This is a genomic window from Micromonospora sp. S4605, from assembly GCF_003176715.1.
GTDB classification, from domain to species: Bacteria; Actinomycetota; Actinomycetes; order Mycobacteriales; family Micromonosporaceae; genus Micromonospora; species Micromonospora echinaurantiaca.
The window spans coordinates 17,205-32,924 of sequence record NZ_QGSW01000058.1 but is presented as its reverse complement, the minus strand read 5'-3'; the positions used below and the strand labels follow the sequence as shown (position 1 = coordinate 32,924).

General features: G+C 72.8%; 18 protein-coding genes. 7 read left to right on the top strand and 11 right to left on the bottom strand.

From position 1 onward, the window contains the following. Window positions 1–121: 121 nt before the first annotated feature. From DLJ47_RS03105 to DLJ47_RS03095, 3 genes are read right to left on the bottom strand one after another with little or no spacing between them, the layout of a single operon-like run. Complete coding sequence (locus tag DLJ47_RS03105) at window positions 122–640, bottom strand: hypothetical protein (protein WP_146228015.1); 519 nt, start codon at window positions 638–640, stop codon at window positions 122–124. Between the two features lie 44 nt (window positions 641–684). Further along, window positions 685–1,476 carry an SDR family oxidoreductase gene (locus DLJ47_RS03100; RefSeq protein ID WP_109898596.1) on the bottom strand — a complete coding sequence of 264 codons (792 nt, stop codon included), beginning with the start codon at window positions 1,474–1,476 and terminating at the stop codon, window positions 685–687. A 1-nt stretch (window position 1,477) separates the two neighbouring features. Continuing rightward, on the bottom strand, window positions 1,478–2,473 hold the full coding sequence (locus tag DLJ47_RS03095; RefSeq protein ID WP_109898595.1) for an LLM class F420-dependent oxidoreductase: 996 nt from the start codon (window positions 2,471–2,473) through the stop codon (window positions 1,478–1,480). Window positions 2,474–2,625: 152 nt separating this feature from the next. On the opposite strand from DLJ47_RS03095, the gene DLJ47_RS03090 reads away from it, so the two are divergent. Beyond that, window positions 2,626–3,843 (top strand): low temperature requirement protein A, encoded by a 1,218-nt coding sequence (locus DLJ47_RS03090; RefSeq protein ID WP_109898594.1) that lies wholly within the window; start codon window positions 2,626–2,628, stop codon window positions 3,841–3,843. Window positions 3,844–3,874: 31 nt separating this feature from the next. Here DLJ47_RS03090 and DLJ47_RS03085 read toward each other — a convergent pair whose 3' ends face one another. The 4 genes from DLJ47_RS03085 to DLJ47_RS03070 all read right to left on the bottom strand — a co-directional run bounded on the left by DLJ47_RS03085 (window position 3,875) and on the right by DLJ47_RS03070 (window position 6,683). Then, the gene (locus tag DLJ47_RS03085; protein WP_109898593.1) at window positions 3,875–4,165 is read right to left on the bottom strand and encodes a DUF4287 domain-containing protein; all 291 of its coding nucleotides are present in this window, start codon (window positions 4,163–4,165) and stop codon (window positions 3,875–3,877) included. A gap of 3 nt (window positions 4,166–4,168) precedes the next feature. Continuing rightward, on the bottom strand, window positions 4,169–4,714 hold the full coding sequence (locus DLJ47_RS03080) for a dihydrofolate reductase family protein (protein ID WP_233257628.1): 546 nt from the start codon (window positions 4,712–4,714) through the stop codon (window positions 4,169–4,171). 134 nt (window positions 4,715–4,848) lie between these two features. Beyond that, window positions 4,849–5,517 (bottom strand): response regulator, encoded by a 669-nt coding sequence (locus DLJ47_RS03075; protein WP_109898591.1) that lies wholly within the window; start codon window positions 5,515–5,517, stop codon window positions 4,849–4,851. Then, entirely contained in the window at window positions 5,514–6,683 is a 1,170-nt protein-coding gene (locus DLJ47_RS03070) for a sensor histidine kinase (RefSeq protein WP_199235674.1), read from the bottom strand. The genes DLJ47_RS03075 and DLJ47_RS03070 overlap by 4 nt, the downstream gene beginning before the upstream one ends. A gap of 143 nt (window positions 6,684–6,826) precedes the next feature. On the opposite strand from DLJ47_RS03070, the gene DLJ47_RS03065 reads away from it, so the two are divergent. Together DLJ47_RS03065 and DLJ47_RS03060 are read left to right on the top strand one after the other, a co-directional pair. Next, the gene (locus DLJ47_RS03065) at window positions 6,827–7,825 is read left to right on the top strand and encodes a hypothetical protein (RefSeq protein ID WP_199235673.1); all 999 of its coding nucleotides are present in this window, start codon (window positions 6,827–6,829) and stop codon (window positions 7,823–7,825) included. 55 nt (window positions 7,826–7,880) lie between these two features. Further along, window positions 7,881–8,744, top strand: coding sequence for a DUF1028 domain-containing protein (locus DLJ47_RS03060; RefSeq protein ID WP_109898590.1), 864 nt, complete (start codon window positions 7,881–7,883; stop codon window positions 8,742–8,744). A gap of 51 nt (window positions 8,745–8,795) precedes the next feature. On the opposite strand, the gene map is transcribed toward DLJ47_RS03060, so the two are convergent. Then, window positions 8,796–9,614 carry a type I methionyl aminopeptidase gene (gene map / locus DLJ47_RS03055; protein WP_109898589.1) on the bottom strand — a complete coding sequence of 273 codons (819 nt, stop codon included), beginning with the start codon at window positions 9,612–9,614 and terminating at the stop codon, window positions 8,796–8,798. A gap of 91 nt (window positions 9,615–9,705) precedes the next feature. Between map and DLJ47_RS03050 the strand changes: the two genes are divergently transcribed. Then, window positions 9,706–9,972, top strand: a complete 267-nt coding sequence (locus DLJ47_RS03050) for a helix-turn-helix domain-containing protein (RefSeq protein ID WP_109898588.1) — start codon at window positions 9,706–9,708, stop codon at window positions 9,970–9,972. Window positions 9,973–10,074: 102 nt separating this feature from the next. Here the strand turns inward: DLJ47_RS03050 and DLJ47_RS03045 are convergent, their stop codons facing one another. Then, window positions 10,075–11,049: a helix-turn-helix transcriptional regulator gene (locus tag DLJ47_RS03045; RefSeq protein ID WP_109898587.1), complete on the bottom strand. Its 975-nt coding sequence runs from the start codon at window positions 11,047–11,049 to the stop codon at window positions 10,075–10,077. A 117-nt stretch (window positions 11,050–11,166) separates the two neighbouring features. Here DLJ47_RS03045 and DLJ47_RS03040 point away from each other — a divergent pair, with 117 nt between their 5' ends. Together DLJ47_RS03040 and DLJ47_RS03035 are read left to right on the top strand one after the other, a co-directional pair. Beyond that, window positions 11,167–12,009: an NAD(P)H-binding protein gene (locus DLJ47_RS03040; RefSeq protein WP_109898586.1), complete on the top strand. Its 843-nt coding sequence runs from the start codon at window positions 11,167–11,169 to the stop codon at window positions 12,007–12,009. A gap of 115 nt (window positions 12,010–12,124) precedes the next feature. After that, window positions 12,125–13,168: a winged helix DNA-binding domain-containing protein gene (locus tag DLJ47_RS03035; RefSeq protein WP_233257627.1), complete on the top strand. Its 1,044-nt coding sequence runs from the start codon at window positions 12,125–12,127 to the stop codon at window positions 13,166–13,168. Between the two features lie 276 nt (window positions 13,169–13,444). On the opposite strand, the gene DLJ47_RS03030 is transcribed toward DLJ47_RS03035, so the two are convergent. After that, complete coding sequence (locus DLJ47_RS03030) at window positions 13,445–14,146, bottom strand: maleylpyruvate isomerase N-terminal domain-containing protein (protein ID WP_109898584.1); 702 nt, start codon at window positions 14,144–14,146, stop codon at window positions 13,445–13,447. A gap of 96 nt (window positions 14,147–14,242) precedes the next feature. Between DLJ47_RS03030 and DLJ47_RS03025 the strand changes: the two genes are divergently transcribed. Beyond that, complete coding sequence (locus tag DLJ47_RS03025; protein WP_109898583.1) at window positions 14,243–14,695, top strand: YbhB/YbcL family Raf kinase inhibitor-like protein; 453 nt, start codon at window positions 14,243–14,245, stop codon at window positions 14,693–14,695. Between the two features lie 6 nt (window positions 14,696–14,701). Here the strand turns inward: DLJ47_RS03025 and DLJ47_RS03020 are convergent, their stop codons facing one another. Continuing rightward, on the bottom strand, window positions 14,702–15,589 hold the full coding sequence (locus DLJ47_RS03020; RefSeq protein ID WP_109898582.1) for a phosphatase PAP2 family protein: 888 nt from the start codon (window positions 15,587–15,589) through the stop codon (window positions 14,702–14,704). Between the last annotated feature and the right edge of the window lie 131 nt (window positions 15,590–15,720).

Sequence of the window (15,720 nt, the reverse complement as noted above, 5' to 3'; positions counted from 1 at the left end):
TGGGCGCCCACCGTCTGCCAGGAGCGCAGCGGCGGCGACACCCGCTGCCCGGGCGGCTGAGGCGGCCGTAGCGGCGGCGACGACCGGTGACCGGGACGACACCGCGCCCGCCGGGCCGGACTCAGCGATCCGTGACCGCGGCGGGCGACTCGTCCCAGGTCCACAGCGAGCGCAGCGCGATCCCGTCGTGACCCGACAGGGTGCGGTTGGTGGCCAGGTAGCGGGCGGCGAGCTGGCCGAGGGCCTTGCGTTCCTCGCGGAACTCGGCGCGGGTCCACCGGCGGGCCATCGCGCGTTCCCACAACCGGTCGACCTCGCGGTCGAGGTCGGGCACCAGCGCGGTGCTGGCCGGCGAACCGACCAGCAGCACGGCGTACATCGCGCTGTTCCAGGCGATCGTCGCCTCCCGGTAGTCCGCCATCGCCGCCGCCGCCTCGTCGCCGCGCTTGTCCTCCAGGTACGCCAGGTTCATCAGCCGCCGCACCAGGGACTGCAACGCCGACAGCAGGTCGGTGGCGGCCTTCAGCTCCGCGTCCCGTTGCCACCGGCGGCGGTCATGGCGAACGGTCGCCAGCGCCACCAGCAGCCCACCGGCGATGGCGAGCACTCCTCCGACGAGTGATCCAAGGACAGCCTCCATGGGGTGCAGTGTGCCGCCGTGACACAAGCCGGGGCGGTTGCGTCTCAGCCGCGCAGCCGGCGGACGAGTTTGCGCAGTCCGGCCTGCCAGCCGTCGGGGTCCTCGGCGCGGCGGCGGGCGTACCCGGCGACCTCGGGGTGCGGCAGGATGAGGAACCGCTCCTCGGCCAGCCCGGCGATCACCGCGTCCGCCACCTGGTCGGGGCTGAGCACCGCCCCGGAGGCGGCGATCACCCGTGCGCCAAGGTGCCCGGCGGCCAGCCCGTCGGCGAGCATCGGGGTGTCCACCCCCTGCGGGCAGAGCGCGCTGACCCGCAGGCCCTGGTCGCGGTAGGTGACCGCGAGCCATTCGGCGAAGCCGACCGCGGCGTGCTTGGTTGCCGTGTACGGGGCGTCGCCGACAGCGGTCAGCACGCCCGCCGCCGAGCACGTGGCCAGCAGGTAGCCGCCACCCCGGGCCAGCATCCCGGGCAGCACCGCCCGGGCGGCGTAGACGTGGGCGAGCACGTTCACCCGCCAGGCGCGGTCCCAGTCGGCGTCGGGTAGTTCCACTCCCCCGCCGGTGGCCACGCCCGCGTTGGCGCAGAACAGGTCGATCCGGCCGTACCGCCGCTCGGTGTCGGCGACCAGCGCGCGGACCTGCTCCTCGTCGGTGACGTCGACGGCCGCGGCATGGGCGATTGGGCCGATGCCGGCGGCGACCGCGTCGGCGGCGTCGGCGTCGAGGTCGGCCACCACCACGGCGGCGGCGCCCTCGGCGGCGAACCGGCGGGCCAGCGCGGAGCCGATCCCGCCGGCCCCACCGGTGATCACGGCGATCCGGTCGGTCAGGTTCACCTCAGCTCTCCCGCCCGCCGGGCGCCGCGACCCGGGCGGGACCGAGCCGGTCGATCAGGGCCGACAGTTCGGTCGCGCCGCCGGCGGCCAGCTCGGGGGTGGGCAGCAACGCCAGCACCGGCACGTCCACCCCGGCGTCGGCGTACCGGGCGACCTGGTCCCGGCACCGCTCGGGGGAGCCGTGCAGCACCAGCGCGTCGACCACCTCGTCGGGCACCGCGGCGCCGGCGCCGCGCCGGTCGCCGGCCGCCCAGGCCCGCCACATCGGCCCGAACACCTCCTCCCGGCCCAGCCAGCGGTGGAACTCGGCGTACGCCGGGACGGTGAGGTAGCTGGTGATCAGCCGGCGGCCCAGCGCGCGGGCGTGCGCGGTGTCCTCGGTGGGGCAGACGAAGATCCGGGCGACCACCTCGAAGCCCGGCCGCCGCTGGCCGGTGGCGCCGAGCGCCCGCGGCACGTCGTCGGCGGCCAGCCAGTTGAGGATGACCCCGTCGGCCTCGGCCGCGGCCAGCCGCAGCATGCCGGGGCGCAGCGCGGCGAGCAGCACCGGCGGCGGCGTCGCGGGCGGCCGCTCCAGGGTGAACCGACGCACGGTGAAGGTGTCGTACGCCCCGTCCACCGTCTCGCCGGCCAGCGCCGCGCGCAGGAAGCGCAGCACGTCCCGGGTGCGGCGGAACGGCTCGGTGTACGGGACGGCGTTCCAGTCGCCCACCACCACCGGTGAGGAGGCGCCGATTCCGAGGGCGAACCGGCCGGGCGCGGCGTCGGCGAGGGCGGCGGCACTCATCGCCAGCAGCCCGGGCCCCCGGGTGAAGGCGGGAGTGATCGCGGTGCCCAGGCGCAGCCGGGGCTGCCAGGCGGCGGCGAGCGCCAGCGGGGTGAACGCGTCGGCCCCGTTCACCTCCGCGGACCAGACGTCGGTGAACCCGGCCCGGTCGAGGGCGGCGTAGACCGCCGCGTGGTCGGCCAGTGGGATCCCGCCGAGCGGCACCGTCATTCCCCATCGCTTCGTCACCGGTCGATCGTGCCCGCTCGCCGCGACCCGGATCAAGATTCCGTCCGCCGGTTTCCCCGCTTGGCCGTCCGGTAACCGGGGTGCCGGTGCTAGGACTGCGGGATGGGCGTGTGTGACGGCGGGGCGGGCTGACCATGGTCGCCCAGGGCGGTGGACGGCTGCTGCCCTCCCCCGGCGCCGCCGGTCGGGCGACCTTCCTCGAGCTCTTCTTCGACCTGGTCTACGTCTTCGCGCTGACCCGGATCTCGGCCCGGGCGTTCGAGGACCTGGCGCTGGAGCCGGGCGGCGCGCAGGGCTGGGCCGCGGTCACCGGGGGCGCCAAGACGCTGCTGCTGCTCCTGGCGCTGTGGTGGGTGTGGCAGGGCACCGCGTGGACGACCAGCCGGTACGACCCCCACCATTTCTGGTTGCAGTGCATCGTCATCACCGCCCTGGTGGCCAGCATGGTGATGGGGGTGGCGATCCCCCGGGCGTTCTCCGACACCGCGCTGATGTTCGCCGTGGCGTACGTGGTCGCGCAGGTCTCCCGTCCGCTGATCCTGCTGCTCGCGCTGGGCCGGCACCCGTACCGCCGGTTGAAGGTGCGGATGGCGGTGGTGTTCACCGCGACCGGGACGCTCTGGATCGTCGGGGCGCTGCTGCCGACCAACCCGCAGGTGCTGCTCTGGACCACCGCGCTCGCGGCCGAGTACCTCGCCGGCCGGTTCGGGTGGCCGGTGCCGGGGCTGGGCCGCTCCACCGTCTCCAAGTGGGACATCGGCGGCGAGCACCTGGCCGAGCGGTACCAGCAGTTCTTCCTGATCGCGCTCGGCGAGACGATCCTGGTGGCCGGCTTCGCCTACAGCGCCGGCCCGGACTACGGCACGCACATGGTCGCCTTCGGGGCAGCGCTGGCCACCTCGATCGTGCTCTGGCGGATCTACGTGCAGCGGGCCGGGCAGATCCTCGCCCACGCGGTCGCCCAGGCCCGGCAGCCGGCCGCGATCGGCCGGTCCGCGGCGGACACCCACCTGGTGATGGTGATCGGGCTGACCGCCACGGCGATCGGCTACGAACTGGTCATCGAACATCCTCTGGACCGGCCGGAGGTGGCCTGGCTGGCGATGGTGCTCGGCGGGCCGGTGCTCTTCCTCGCCGGCCGGGCCCGGTTCGAGTACGAGGTCTTCGGCCGGGTGTCGCCGTCCCGGTGGATCGTGGCCCTCGTCCTGCTGGGCTCGATCCCGGTCCTGCTGCACGCCGCATCGCTGGTGGCCTCGGCGGTGGCCGCCGTGCTGCTGGCGACGGTCGCGGTGGCCGACGCCCCCCGTCGGGCCCGGGGCGGCCCGCCGGAGCCGGCCGCCCCGCCGTTCTGAGCACACGGCACCGGAACAGCTGACGACGGTGTCAGGTCGGGCGGGTCGCCTTGCCGTCGAGCCACAGGGTGTCGGTGGCGTCGCGGTGCGCACCGGCTGAGCCGACGTGCTTCGTACTGATCGTCGGCCCCTTCTTGATCACATGGACCAGGGCCATCGCGTGCCCGCGCCCGAGGCCGTACTCGCTCTTCAGCCAGTCGACGATCACCCCGGCCTTGACGTCGGCCGCGTCGAGGTTGCGCTGCCTGGCCTCGTCGACGAGGGCGCGGGGGGTCTTGCCGGTCTTGTCCTCGATGGCATCGAGATACGCCTGGAACGACATTGGTCAGCCTCCGATCCGGTAGTGCAGGTGCACGACGCCGCTGTCGAACGTCGTGGCGTCCTCGAGGTGCATGGCGACGCGCTTGCCGTCCGCCGGGAACAGCCGGGTTCCGCCGCCGAGCACCACGGGGAACATCATCAGGTGCAGGTCGTCGATCAACCCGGCCTCGAACAGGGTCTGGACGACCGAGACGCTGCCGGAGATGTTGATGGTGCGGCCGGGGGCGGCCTTGAGTTCGGTGACCCGCCGCACGAGGTCGCCGTCGAGCAGTTCGCTGTTGGTCCAGTCGGCAGCGGTCAGCGTCGTGGTGGCCACCAGCTTGCGGATGCCGTTGAGGGCGTCGGCCATCGGGCCGGTCTGGGTGGCCCAGTACCCGGCGAACTCCTGGTAGGTGCGGCGGCCCAGCAGCAGGGTGTCGGCGTCGGCGATCATCGCGCCGATGGCCGCCGTGGCCTGTTCGGTCATGTGCTGGAACGTCCACTGCTCGGGTGCGCTCACCACGCCGTCGGCCGAGATGAACAGGCCAGCCACGATCTTCCGGTACGTCACGTCGTCGTCCTTCGCTGTGCGGGGGTTACGACAACAACCTTGCGTGACCGCGAGACAACGATCAACGACGGTTCCGGCAACCATCGTTGCGCCAGAGACAACGATCGGCGCAACCCGACCGGGCCGGGCCGGGATCAGTCGAGCAGGCCGGCCTGGTGCGCCAGGATGGCCGCCTGCACCCGGTTGGCGAGGCCCAGCTTCGCGAGGATCCGGCTGACATGGGTCTTCGCCGTCGCCTCGCTCATGTAGAGCGTGGCGGCGATCTCGGTGTTCGACAGACCGCCGCCGACAGCGACCAGCACCTGTCGTTCCTTCCCCGTGAGCACGGCGAGCCGCCGCTCGGCGTCGCGGTGCCGGTCCGACGTCGGCTCGGCGAACGTCCGGAGCAGCCGGCGGGTGACGCGGGGGGAGATCATCGCGTCGCCGCGCGCCGCGCTGCGCACCGCGGCGAGCATGTCGTCGGCCGACGCGTCCTTCAGCAAGAACCCGACGGCGCCGTTGCGGAGCGCGGTGTGCACGTACTCGTCGAGGTCGAAGGTGGTGAGCACGACGACGTACGGCGCAGGGTCGAGCCGGGCCATCCGCTCGGTCGCCGCCAGCCCGTCGCCCCTCGGCATCCGGATGTCCATCAGGACGACGTCGGGCCGGAGCGTCCGGGCGAGATCGACGGCCTGGACGCCGTCGGACGCCTCTCCCGTCACCGTGATGTCCGGCGCCGCCTCCATGATGGTGCGCAGCATCGACCGCACCATCCACTCGTCGTCGACGATCAGCACCTCGACCGGACCGACTGGAGAGGTCATCGGTCGTCCTCCCACCGGAAGATCAGCACCTCGGCGGTCACCTCGAAACCGCCGTCGGCGGTGGGGCCCGCGGTGAACTCGCCGCCCACCAGCCGCACCCGCTCCGCGAGCCCGAGCAGCCCGTGGCCGCCGGCCGGCAACGAGGCATCGGTGACCGGCCGCCCCCGGCCGTTGCTGACCGACAGCCGCAGCAGGTGCGGGGTCTGCTGGACACGCACCCGGGTCGGTGCTCCCGGTGCGTGCTTGTGCACGTTGGTCAGCGCCTCCTGGACGAACCGGTAGGCCGTGTGCTCCACGAGCAGCGGGGGCCGTTCCCCCGCCAGGTTCGCGTCGAGGGTGACGGGGATGCCGATCCGTCGGGACTCCTCGATCAGGACGTCCAGCTCGGCGAGCCCCGGGTGCGGAGCGAGCGGGGCGTCGTCGTCGTTGCGCAGGACCGCCACCAGGGAGCGGAGTTCGGCCAGCGCCTCGCGTCCGGTCGCGCCGATCTGTTTTCCGATGGCGACCGCTTCCTCGCCCGTGGCCACTTCCAGGGCGGTGGCCTGCAGCACCATCAATGCGACCCGGTGCGTGACCAGGTCGTGCATGTCACGGGCGATCTGAGCCCGTTCGTCGCTGCGGGCCCGGGCGACGCGCTGCTGCTGCTCACGTTCGATGCGTTCGGCCCGCTCCCGGATTCGTTCCACCAGTTCGTGCCGGGTGCCGACGTACATGCCCAGCAGCGCCGGCGCGACACACACCGCCATGCTGATCGGGACCGCGCCGTCGGCTCCGGCGAACCGCCAGAGCGGGACGCCCACCAGGACGGCGGACGCCAGCGTACCGGCGGTGACCTTGGGCCAGTCGGTGGTGCGCTCGGCCAGCGTGTACAGCGCGACCGCGACGGCCGCATGCGCCGGCACGAGGGCGTTGGCCAGCAGCGCCCCCGCCAGCACGATCACCGGAAGCCGGCGCCGCCACCTGGCCAGCAGTCCGACTCCCACGGCGAGTGGAAGGCCGAGCCACAGCGGTGGGACCCCGTCGTCGAGCCCGGCGAGCGTCGGCCCGAAGAAGTCGGTGCCGAACTCACCGGTCGCCGTGAGCACCGCGACGACGAGCGCCACCGCCGTGTCGGTCACCGGGCGGCGGGACCACGGCGTCGCCGGGTGCGGGTCGTGCGCGGTCATCGTGCTCCCAGGCTAGGCACTTTCGGTGGTGTACGCGTCAGCAGAAAGTTGTACGCGGCCCCGGTGATTCACAGCCGATCCAACGATCCGCGCTCCCGGATCGGCCGACGCCCTGACCCGGTGCGACCGGCGACGCTGGTCGCATGCTCATCCGCGAACGGCTCGGCCGATCGGTCGGCCCCAGAAACCTGCAGGTCGCCTTCGGGGTCTTCGCCCTCGTCGCGGGGGCCTTGATCGCGCTGCGGCAGGACGCCCACCATCCCCTGTTCCAGACCGCCGGCACGGTGGGGTACGCGGCCGCCGCGCTGCTCTCCTTCGGCAGCTGGTTCGCGCTCGGCCGCGCGGCGAGCGCCGCACCCGCCCGGCGGATCCTGATCGTCTTCCACCTGCTCTTCCTTCCCGCGCAGTTCCTGTTCCTGCTCGCCCATCAGGTGCCGTGGCTCGGCATGCTGTTGTCGACGATGATCACGGTCGGGCTGAAGCCGCGCTTCCCTCGGCTCGGACGGGTGGCGCGCAAGGTGTGGTTGACGCTGCACATCGGCATCGGCGTCGGCTGGCTGGGCGTCGCCCTGGCGATGCTCGTGCTGTCGATCGTGGGGGTGACCACGGACCGGCACGAGGTGCGGCACGGGGCCTACGTGCTGATGGAGACGTTCAACATCGCGCTGGCGATCCCGAGCGTCTTCCTGGCGATCATCACCGGGGTGGTGGTGTCGCTCGGCACACCCTGGGGGCTGGTCAAGCACCGCTGGGTACTCGCCAAGCTGATCATCGCGCTCAGCCTGCCGGTCCTCGCCACCGTCGAGGGCCCGTGGATCGACGAACTCATGGCGCGCAGCGAGGACCCGGCCGCCGAACCGGGCGGGACCGGGATGCTGCTGGTCGGCGCCATGGCGCTGTTCCTCGCCCTGCTCTGGACCGCGACGATCCTCTCCGTCTTCAAGCCCGGCGGCAGAACGCGCTGGGGGCGCCGGGAAAACACCCGAGGGCGGCCGGTGGAGACCGCGATGGCGGTGGGTACCGGCCAGCCGGTCACCGACGGCAGCGATGCGGGGCCGCGGGGCGCCCGACGGGACCCGACCGCCGGCCGGCAAGCGGCACGCGTACAGGTCGCCCGCGACGGCGGCGGCCCGCTGCTCTGAGCGGGCATCCAGGGGCGCCGATGTGCGCTCGGCCGGGAGCGCTAATGTCCAACGCGTGACCTTCTCCATCGTCGCCCGCTCCGCCGACGGCCGCCTGCACGGCGTCGCCGTGGCCAGCAGGTTCCTCGCCGCCGGGGCGCTCGTCCCGGCCGCCGAGGCCGAGGTCGGCGCGCTTGCCACCCAGGCCCACGTGAACCTCGCCTACCGCCCGCAGGGGCTGACCATGCTGCGCACCGGCGTGGCCGCCGCCGACGTGGTGGCCGGGCTGGTCGCCGCCGACCCGGACCGGGACCACCGCCAGCTCGGCGTGGTCGCCGCCACCGGGCCGGGCGCGACCTTCACCGGCCCGATGTGCCACGACTGGGCCGGCGGGCAGGCCGGCGACGGTTGGGCGGCGCAGGGCAACATCCTGGCCGGCCCGCAGGTGATCGACGCGATGCGGGACGCCTGGCTCGGCGGGGGCGCCCTGCCGTTCCCGGAACGGCTGCTGGCCGCGCTGCGCGCCGGCGACCAGGCCGGCGGTGACCGGCGCGGGCGACAGAGCGCCGGGCTGCTGGTGGTCGAGCGCGGCGGCGGGTACGGCGGCACCGGCGACGCGCTGGTCGACCTGCGGGTCGACGACCACGCCGACCCGGTGACCGAGCTGGGCCGGCTGCTCGCCGTGCACACCCTGCTGTTCAGCCGGCCGGACCCGGCGACCCTGCTGGAGCTGACCGGCGCGGTCGCCGCGGAGGTCGGCGCGCTGCTGGCCGCGCTGGGTCACCCGGTCGACCCGGCCGACCCACAGGAGGCGCTCTTCTCCTGGGCGGGGATGGAGAACCTGGAGGAACGGCTGGTGCCCGGGCGGATCGACCCAGTGGTGCTCGACCACCTGCGCAAGGCGGTGCCGCAGGTGCCCGCGCCCCGGGCCGGCACCTGAGGTCGACCGGTCCGGATCGTCCCCGGAACGCCTTGAGTCCCGGGCACCGGGTCAGGAGGCGGTGGCCGACTTCCTGGTGGGATCGGCCGAGGGGGCGCCGGCGGTGGGCCGGCGGGTCAGTACCTGAGGGCCGGCAGCCGTGATGGCGACCGTGTGCTCCGAGTGGGCGGTGCGGGAGCCGTCGGCGGAACGGATCGTCCAGCCGTCCTTGTCGAACGTGATCTTGTCGGTGGAGCGGCAGAACCACGGCTCGATGGCGATGGTGAGGCCGGGCTGGAGTGTCAGGCCGCGCCGGGCGCGGCCGTTGTTGGCCACGTGCGGGGCCTCGTGCATGGTGCGCCCGATGCCGTGGCCGCCGAACTCGGCGTTGACGCGGTAGCCGTAGGAGTGGGCGACCTCGCCGATCGCGGCGGAGATGTCGCCGAGGCGGCCGCCGGGTTGGGCGGCGGCGATGCCGGCCTCCAGCGCGACCTCGGTGGCCTCGATCAGCGTCAGGTCGGCCGGGTCGGGGGTGCCGACGATGACCGACAGCGCGGAGTCGGCGGCCCAGCCGTCGATGCTGGCCGCCATGTCGATGCTGAGCAGGTCACCGTCGCGCAGCAGGTAGTCGTGCGGCAGGCCGTGCAGCACCGCGTCGTTGACCGACAGGCACAGCACGTTGCGGAACGGCCCGCGGCCGAACGACGGGGCGTAGTCCCAGTAGCAGGATTCGGCGCCCCGTTCGCGGATCCGGCGGCGGGCGTGGTGTTCGAGGTCCATCAGGTTGACGCCGACCGCGGCGACACCGCTCAGCTCGGCGAGCAGCTCGCCGACGAACTGGCCGGTCACCGCCATTCGGCCGATCTCCTCGGCGGACTTGAGCTCGATCACGACAGGTTCCCTCCGCACGGTCGGTATTTTTATACCGGGATTTTTATACCACGGGTCAGGGTGGGACGCTCCGGAGGGATATCCTGCTGACATGGTTCGCCAACCACTCACCGCCGAACAGATCGCAGCGGGCCAGCGCCTCGGAGCCGCCCTCCGCACCGCGCGCGCCGGCCGCAGCCTCGTCGAGGTGGCCCTGGCAGCCGGCATCTCCCCCGAGACGCTGCGCAAGATCGAGGCGGGCCGCCTGCCCGCACCGGCGTTCGGCACCGTGGTCTGCCTCAGCCAGGCCCTCGACGTTCCGCTCAGCGAGCTGGCCGAGGTCTGGCTCGCCGAGATGGCCGTCCGCCAGGCGTCCTAGCAACTTCGCGATCGGGCCGCGAGAGGGTTCCTCGATCGTCACCCGCCGAAGAGTTCGGCCCTACGTAGGGCATTCCAGGCAAGCCCGCGCCGCGGCGGGCGGCTAGCTGGTACGCGAGCGGATCTCGGTGGCGCGTTGGTAGCGGCTGGCCAGTTCGCGTACGAGTTCGACAAGTTCAGTGGGCTCCGTCACGGTGAAGTCGAAGCCGAGCAGGCCGAGGTGGACGGCGAGCGCCTCGATGGTGTCGGCGCCGGTGTCCAGCACGCAGCTGTTGCTGTCGATCGGTGTGACCGTGCCGACGGCGGCGGTGATCCACTCGACGAGCTGTTCCGCCGGTGCGTGTACGACGACCCGGGCGCGGTAGCGCCAGGCGGCTGACGATACTCCGCGTCGGACCTGGTCGACGGCCTCCTCAGGGAGGTCGCGGGGGGCGAAGCGAGGGCCGGTCGGGGCACGCGGGATTAGCCGGTCCACGCGGAACGTCCGCCAGTCGGCCCGGTGGATGTCGTAGGCGACCAGGTACCACCGGCGCCCCCAGTTGACCAGTCGGTAGGGCTCGACCTCGCGTCGGCTCTCTGAGCCGTCGTGGCTTCGGTAGTCGAGCCGTAGGCGTTCGTGGTCTCGGCAGGCGGCGGCGACGATACTCAGCGTGTCCGCGCTCACTCGTGGGGCGGGGTCGTCCGGAGGCACCGCGACGGCGTACCGCTGGAGGGCGTTGACCCGGCGCCGGAGCCGGGTGGGCAACACCTGCTCCAGTTTGGCCAGAGCGCGCAGCGCGGTCTCCTCGACCCCGGTGATGGTGCCGCCGGCGGCGGTGCGGAGCCCGACTGCCACCGCGACCGCCTCTTCGTCGTCGAGCAGCAGCGGTGGCAGCGCGGCACCGGCACCGAGCCGGTAGCCGCCCATCGCGCCGCGCGTGCCGTGCACCGGGTAGCCGAGGCTGCGCAGGCGGTCGATGTCGTTGCGGACGGTCCGGGTACTGACGGTGAGGCGCTCGGCCAGTTCGGTGCCGGTCCACTCGCGGGGGGTCTGAAGGAGCGAGAGCAGGCGCAGCAGCCGCGCCGAGGTTTCCAACATTTCTCGAAGTGTGCCAGGGCTTTAGGAATGGTCCCTGCCTAATAGCTGCCTACGCTTCACAACGTCCGCTGATCCCCCGCCCAGTCACCACGAATGTCCGACGAAAGGAAACCCCTCATGTACCTCGTCATCGGCGCCACCGCTCACTTCGGACGCCAGACGGTGGAGGAACTGGTCGCAACCAACGCGCCGGTACGGGCGCTGACCCGCACCCCGGAGCGGGCCATGCTCCCCGACGTCGTCGACGTCGTCCACGGCGACCTGACGAAGCCGGAGACGCTCCCGGCGGTGCTGGCAGGCGTCGAGGCCGCCGTCTTGGTCCTGCAATACGGCATGGACGTCGCCCCGCTGTTGGCGGCCGCGAAGGCGGCTGGTGTGCGTCGGCTGGTGTTCCTGTCCTCCGGAGCCGTCGTCCCGCAGACTGAGCGGCAGCCCAACGTGATCGCCCAGTACCACCGGGACGTCGAGCGGGCCATCGAGTCGTCCGGTATGGAGTGGACGTTCCTGCGCCTGCTCTTCCCCGCCATCAACTCGCTGACGTTCGGGATGCAGCTTGAAGGCGGCGACGTGATCCGTGCGCCGTACACCGACGCGGCCTTCAGCGCCGTGCACGAACGAGACGTGGCCGCGGTGGCTGCGCGGATCCTGACCGGTGGCGGGCACGGTGGGAAGGGCTACGACCTGACCGGCCCGGAGTCGTTGACCCAGGCGCAGCAGGTCCAGATCCTCGGCAGGACTCTCGGACGTCCACTCACCATCGAGGACCTCGACCCGGCTCCCGTGCTGGAGCAGATGAGCCAGTTCATGGACCGCGAGTTCCTGACGGCGCTGTTCGGCCTCATGGCGAAGGCTGTCGGCAAGCCCGCGCCGGTCAACGACCTCGTCGAGCAGATCACCGGACGCCCCGCGCGGACCTACGCCGAGTGGACCGAGGATCACCGGGCCGACTTCGCTGGCTGACTGGTGTGGCAGGGGCGGCGTCCGCCGCCCCTGCCACGTCATGGAGGGAGGAACCAGGCAAATGGCACCGGTATTGGGACAACGGGAACTGGGCCGAGCCCTGCTGGCTCGTCAGATGCTGCTGGAACGAGCCGACACGACCATCGAGGAGGCGGTCACCCATCTGGTCGGCATGCAGGCGCAGGCACCGTACGCGCCCTACTTCGGGCTCTGGAGCAGGCTGCGAAGGAGTGGCACCACCAGCCTGACGGGCGCGTTGCTGGAGCGGCGGGTGGTGCGTATCGCCCTGATGCGCAGCACGATCCACTTGGTTGTCACCGATGACTACCGCATTCTGCGGCCCTGGGCACAGCCAGCGCTCGACCGGGAACTTGACACCGCGTTCCGGAAGGCGCTGGCAGGGATAGACCGCCCGGCCGTGGCGGAGGCGGGCGAGGCCCTGCTCGGCGCAAGGCACCTCACCCCAGCCGAGCTCGGCGCGTCGCTGCAGGAGCGGTGGCCCGATCGCGAGCCCCGTGCGCTCGCCGCCATCGTGCGGAACCTGGTGCCGCTGGTTCAGGTGCCGCCACGGGGGCTCTGGGGCATCGGCGGCGCCACCAGGTATGCGACGGCGGCCGACTGGACCGGCGTCGAGCCGGCCGCCGTCGCCGACGTGGGACATGCCGTCCTTCGCTACCTCGCCGCTTTCGGCCCTGCCTCGGTCAGCGACGTACAGACCTGGGCCGGCCGAACCCGACTGCGTCCGGTCCTGGAAAGGCTTCGGCCCCGGCTGGCGGTCTTTCGCAACGAGTACGGGGTGGAACTGTTCGACCTCCCGGATGCGCCGCGCCCAGACCCCGATGTCGCTGCGCCGGTTCGCTTCCTGCCCGAGTACGACAATGTGCTGGCTTCCCATGCCGACCGTACTCGCGTGATTTCGGATCAGTTCCGCAAACGGGTCATGACGCGAAATGGAATGCGTGCCACCTTCCTGGTGGACGGGCAAGTGGCCGGAGCGTGGAAGCTCCATCGCGCCAAGGGACGGGCGACCCTGGACATCGATCCATTCCGGCCGCTCAAGGCCAGCGAACGTAGAGAGGTCGAAGACGAGGGTGCCCGGCTGCTCGCGTTCGCCGCGCCCGACGCTCGGCACGACATCGAGGGCACCATCCGACGATGACATGATCTCCGGGCCGTTCGGAGCGGCTGCGCCACCCGGCGAATTTCCGCTCGACCTTCGGCGCACACCAGTCTCCGGACCACGCTGCCGTCGGCGCCCAGGTCAAACGGGACGGCCAGTCTCGACCACGACATCGCCGCAGACCAATGTCTTGACCCGGTGTCCGCGCTGCGGCGATGGTGACGCCTCGTGGGGCGCGTCGGCTGGTAACGGTCCGGGGTGCCGATGGCCAGCCGGTGGACTTGAGCAGAGGTACGCCAGCGGCAACGAAGGTGGTCAGCCGGCGAAGGAGAGCCAGCGGAAGCCGGCGGCGTCGACGGCCGCCCGCTCAGAGTCGGTGACGTCGGCCCGGCCGGTCGCCTTGCGGATCAGGGTCAGCCGGTCCCAGCCCAGCTCGGCCGGGGCCGGGTGGCCGCCGGTGAGCAGGTCGGCGACGACCTCCGCCGCCGCCGGGGTGAGCCACGGCCGCCGGTCCAGCGCCGCCGCCAGGTCCAGGCCGTGCACGGCGACCTCCACCACCCGGGTACGCAGGAACTCGCCGAGCGCCATCGCGTCGCCGTGCCGGGTGCGTACCACCCGGCCGGGCGGCTGCCCGTCGACCGCGTCGAGGGTGGCCCGCCAGGCCCGGTCGAAGTCCGCGACCAGCGCCGCCCCGTCGAGTTCCCGGGCCTCCCGCCGGCCGGCGTCGATCCGGTCGGCGTCCACCGCCGGGGCGAACTTGGCGGCCCCGAAGTAGCCGGCCGCGTCCACCTCGGCCCGGGCCGGGGCCGGCGCGGCGAGCATGTCCACCAGCCGCCCGGCGCCGGTACGCACGTGCGCGAGCAGCTCCCGCACGGTCCACGGCGCGCAGCCGGTGGGCCGGTCGAAGTCCGCCTCGTCGAGGTCGCGCAGCACCTCGCCCAGCCGGGCACACTCGTCGCGGAACCCCGTTCGTACGGCCTGCACCGGTCCTCCCCTCCGCCGGCCGTACCCTCTCACACCGGCCGCCGCCGTTGCCGGACCGGGCGGGCGCGGGTCGTTTCGGCGCCCGCCGGACGGGTACGCGCGACCGGGCCGACGAGAGGAGCGTCAGGGATGGCCGGGATCATGCTGCGCAGCACCGCGTTCAACGACCACGACCGGCTGCCGGACCGCGTCGCCCGCGACGGCGGCAACGTCTCGCCACCGCTGGAGTGGTCGCAGGTGCCGGATTCCGCGGTCGAGCTGGTCCTGTTCGTGGAGGACCCGGACGCCGGGAAGACGCCGTTCCTGCACTGGCTGGTCACCGGCATCTCGCGGACCTCGGACGGAGCACCGGAGGGCGGCGTGCCGCTCGGCGGCCGGGAGTGGCCCAACGGCTTCGGCGAGTTGGGTTGGGGCGGGCCGCAGCCGCCCCGGGGCGACGATCCGCACCGCTACTTCTTCCGGCTGTACGCCCTGCAACGGCCGCTGGAACTGCCCGACGCGCCGCAGGTGCCCGACGTCTACCGGGCGCTGACCGACAAGGAGTTCGCCAGCGGCACCATGGTCGGCACGTACGCCCGCTGAGCGCCGTCAGCCCGGGCGGCGCGGCACCAGCCGGTGCACGGCGGTGAGCACCAGCGCCATCACCAGGCCCATCGTCCCGGCGATGCCGGCGGCGCTGCCGGCGTAGCCGACGAACAGCGGCCGCCGGGACAGCTCGGTGGGCGGGGTGTCGCGCAGGTCGACCAGCCAGGACAGGGCGAGCGCGCAGGCGATCACCGCGAGCGCGCCGCCGACGCCGAGCACCGCCGCGGCGACCCGGTGTGCGTCGGCGGAGGACACCTGGGCCTGGTCGCGTTGCAGCGCCAGGAGCAGCAGCCCGGCCAGCGCCGCCCAGACGCCGACCACGAGGAACGCCGCCACCGCGTCGCTGGGCCGGTGCCAGCCGGCGGAGAGGGTGGCCACCCCGGCGACCGCGGCGTAACCGGCGCCGAGGAGAGCGCCGAGCGCCCGGACCTTGCGGGGCAGCACGAGGACCAGCGCCACCGCCACCGACGCGGCGACCGTGGCGTGGCCGCTGGGCAGGCTGTTGCCGGCGTACGCCCGTTGCGGGTCGATGCCGAAGTCGGGCCGGTCCAGTCCGTACTTGAGCAGTTGGGTGCTGACGTTGGCGCCGACGACCAGCAGGGTGGCGGTGACGGCCAGGGCGATCCGCCCCCGGATCAGCGCGATGAAGCCGATCACCGCGGTGGTCGCCACCAGGGACACCACCGACATGGCGTTGAGCAACCGGTCCACCGGCTCGTCGATGCGGTCCTGACCGATCCGGTTGCCGGTCAGCGCGACCGTGTCCACCCACTGGCCGAGGCTGGTGTGCATGGCGACCCGCCAGACGACGACGAGGGCCGCCGCCTGGACGATGGCCAGTACGACCAACCAGACCGCCGTCCAACGCCTTGCCGTCGCGTGCACCCGCACACGGTAGCCGGATCGGCGGGGCGGTCCGGCGACGGCCCGCGTGCTGACACTGCGTCGATTCACCACATCCGACCGGGTACCCGATTACGGGTCGCGGCTACCGCATTAGGTTGGGGCCGACGGTAGGAGGT

Bases quoted from the DNA above. Each gene is read 5' to 3' on its own strand.
- DLJ47_RS03105 (WP_146228015.1), bottom strand. From the start codon at position 640: ATGGAGGCTGTCCTTGGATCACTCGTCGGAGGAGTGCTCGCCATCGCC.
- DLJ47_RS03095 (WP_109898595.1), bottom strand. From the start codon at position 2,473: ATGACGGTGCCGCTCGGCGGGATCCCACTGGCCGACCACGCGGCGGTC.
- DLJ47_RS03090 (WP_109898594.1), top strand. From the start codon at position 2,626: ATGGTCGCCCAGGGCGGTGGACGGCTGCTGCCCTCCCCCGGCGCCGCC.
- DLJ47_RS03085 (WP_109898593.1), bottom strand. From the start codon at position 4,165: ATGTCGTTCCAGGCGTATCTCGATGCCATCGAGGACAAGACCGGCAAG.
- DLJ47_RS03075 (WP_109898591.1), bottom strand. From the start codon at position 5,517: ATGACCTCTCCAGTCGGTCCGGTCGAGGTGCTGATCGTCGACGACGAG.
- DLJ47_RS03070 (WP_199235674.1), bottom strand. From the start codon at position 6,683: ATGACCGCGCACGACCCGCACCCGGCGACGCCGTGGTCCCGCCGCCCG.
- DLJ47_RS03065 (WP_199235673.1), top strand. From the start codon at position 6,827: ATGCTCATCCGCGAACGGCTCGGCCGATCGGTCGGCCCCAGAAACCTG.
- DLJ47_RS03050 (WP_109898588.1), top strand. From the start codon at position 9,706: ATGGTTCGCCAACCACTCACCGCCGAACAGATCGCAGCGGGCCAGCGC.
- DLJ47_RS03045 (WP_109898587.1), bottom strand. From the start codon at position 11,049: ATGTTGGAAACCTCGGCGCGGCTGCTGCGCCTGCTCTCGCTCCTTCAG.
- DLJ47_RS03040 (WP_109898586.1), top strand. From the start codon at position 11,167: ATGTACCTCGTCATCGGCGCCACCGCTCACTTCGGACGCCAGACGGTG.
- DLJ47_RS03035 (WP_233257627.1), top strand. From the start codon at position 12,125: ATGCTGCTGGAACGAGCCGACACGACCATCGAGGAGGCGGTCACCCAT.
- DLJ47_RS03025 (WP_109898583.1), top strand. From the start codon at position 14,243: ATGGCCGGGATCATGCTGCGCAGCACCGCGTTCAACGACCACGACCGG.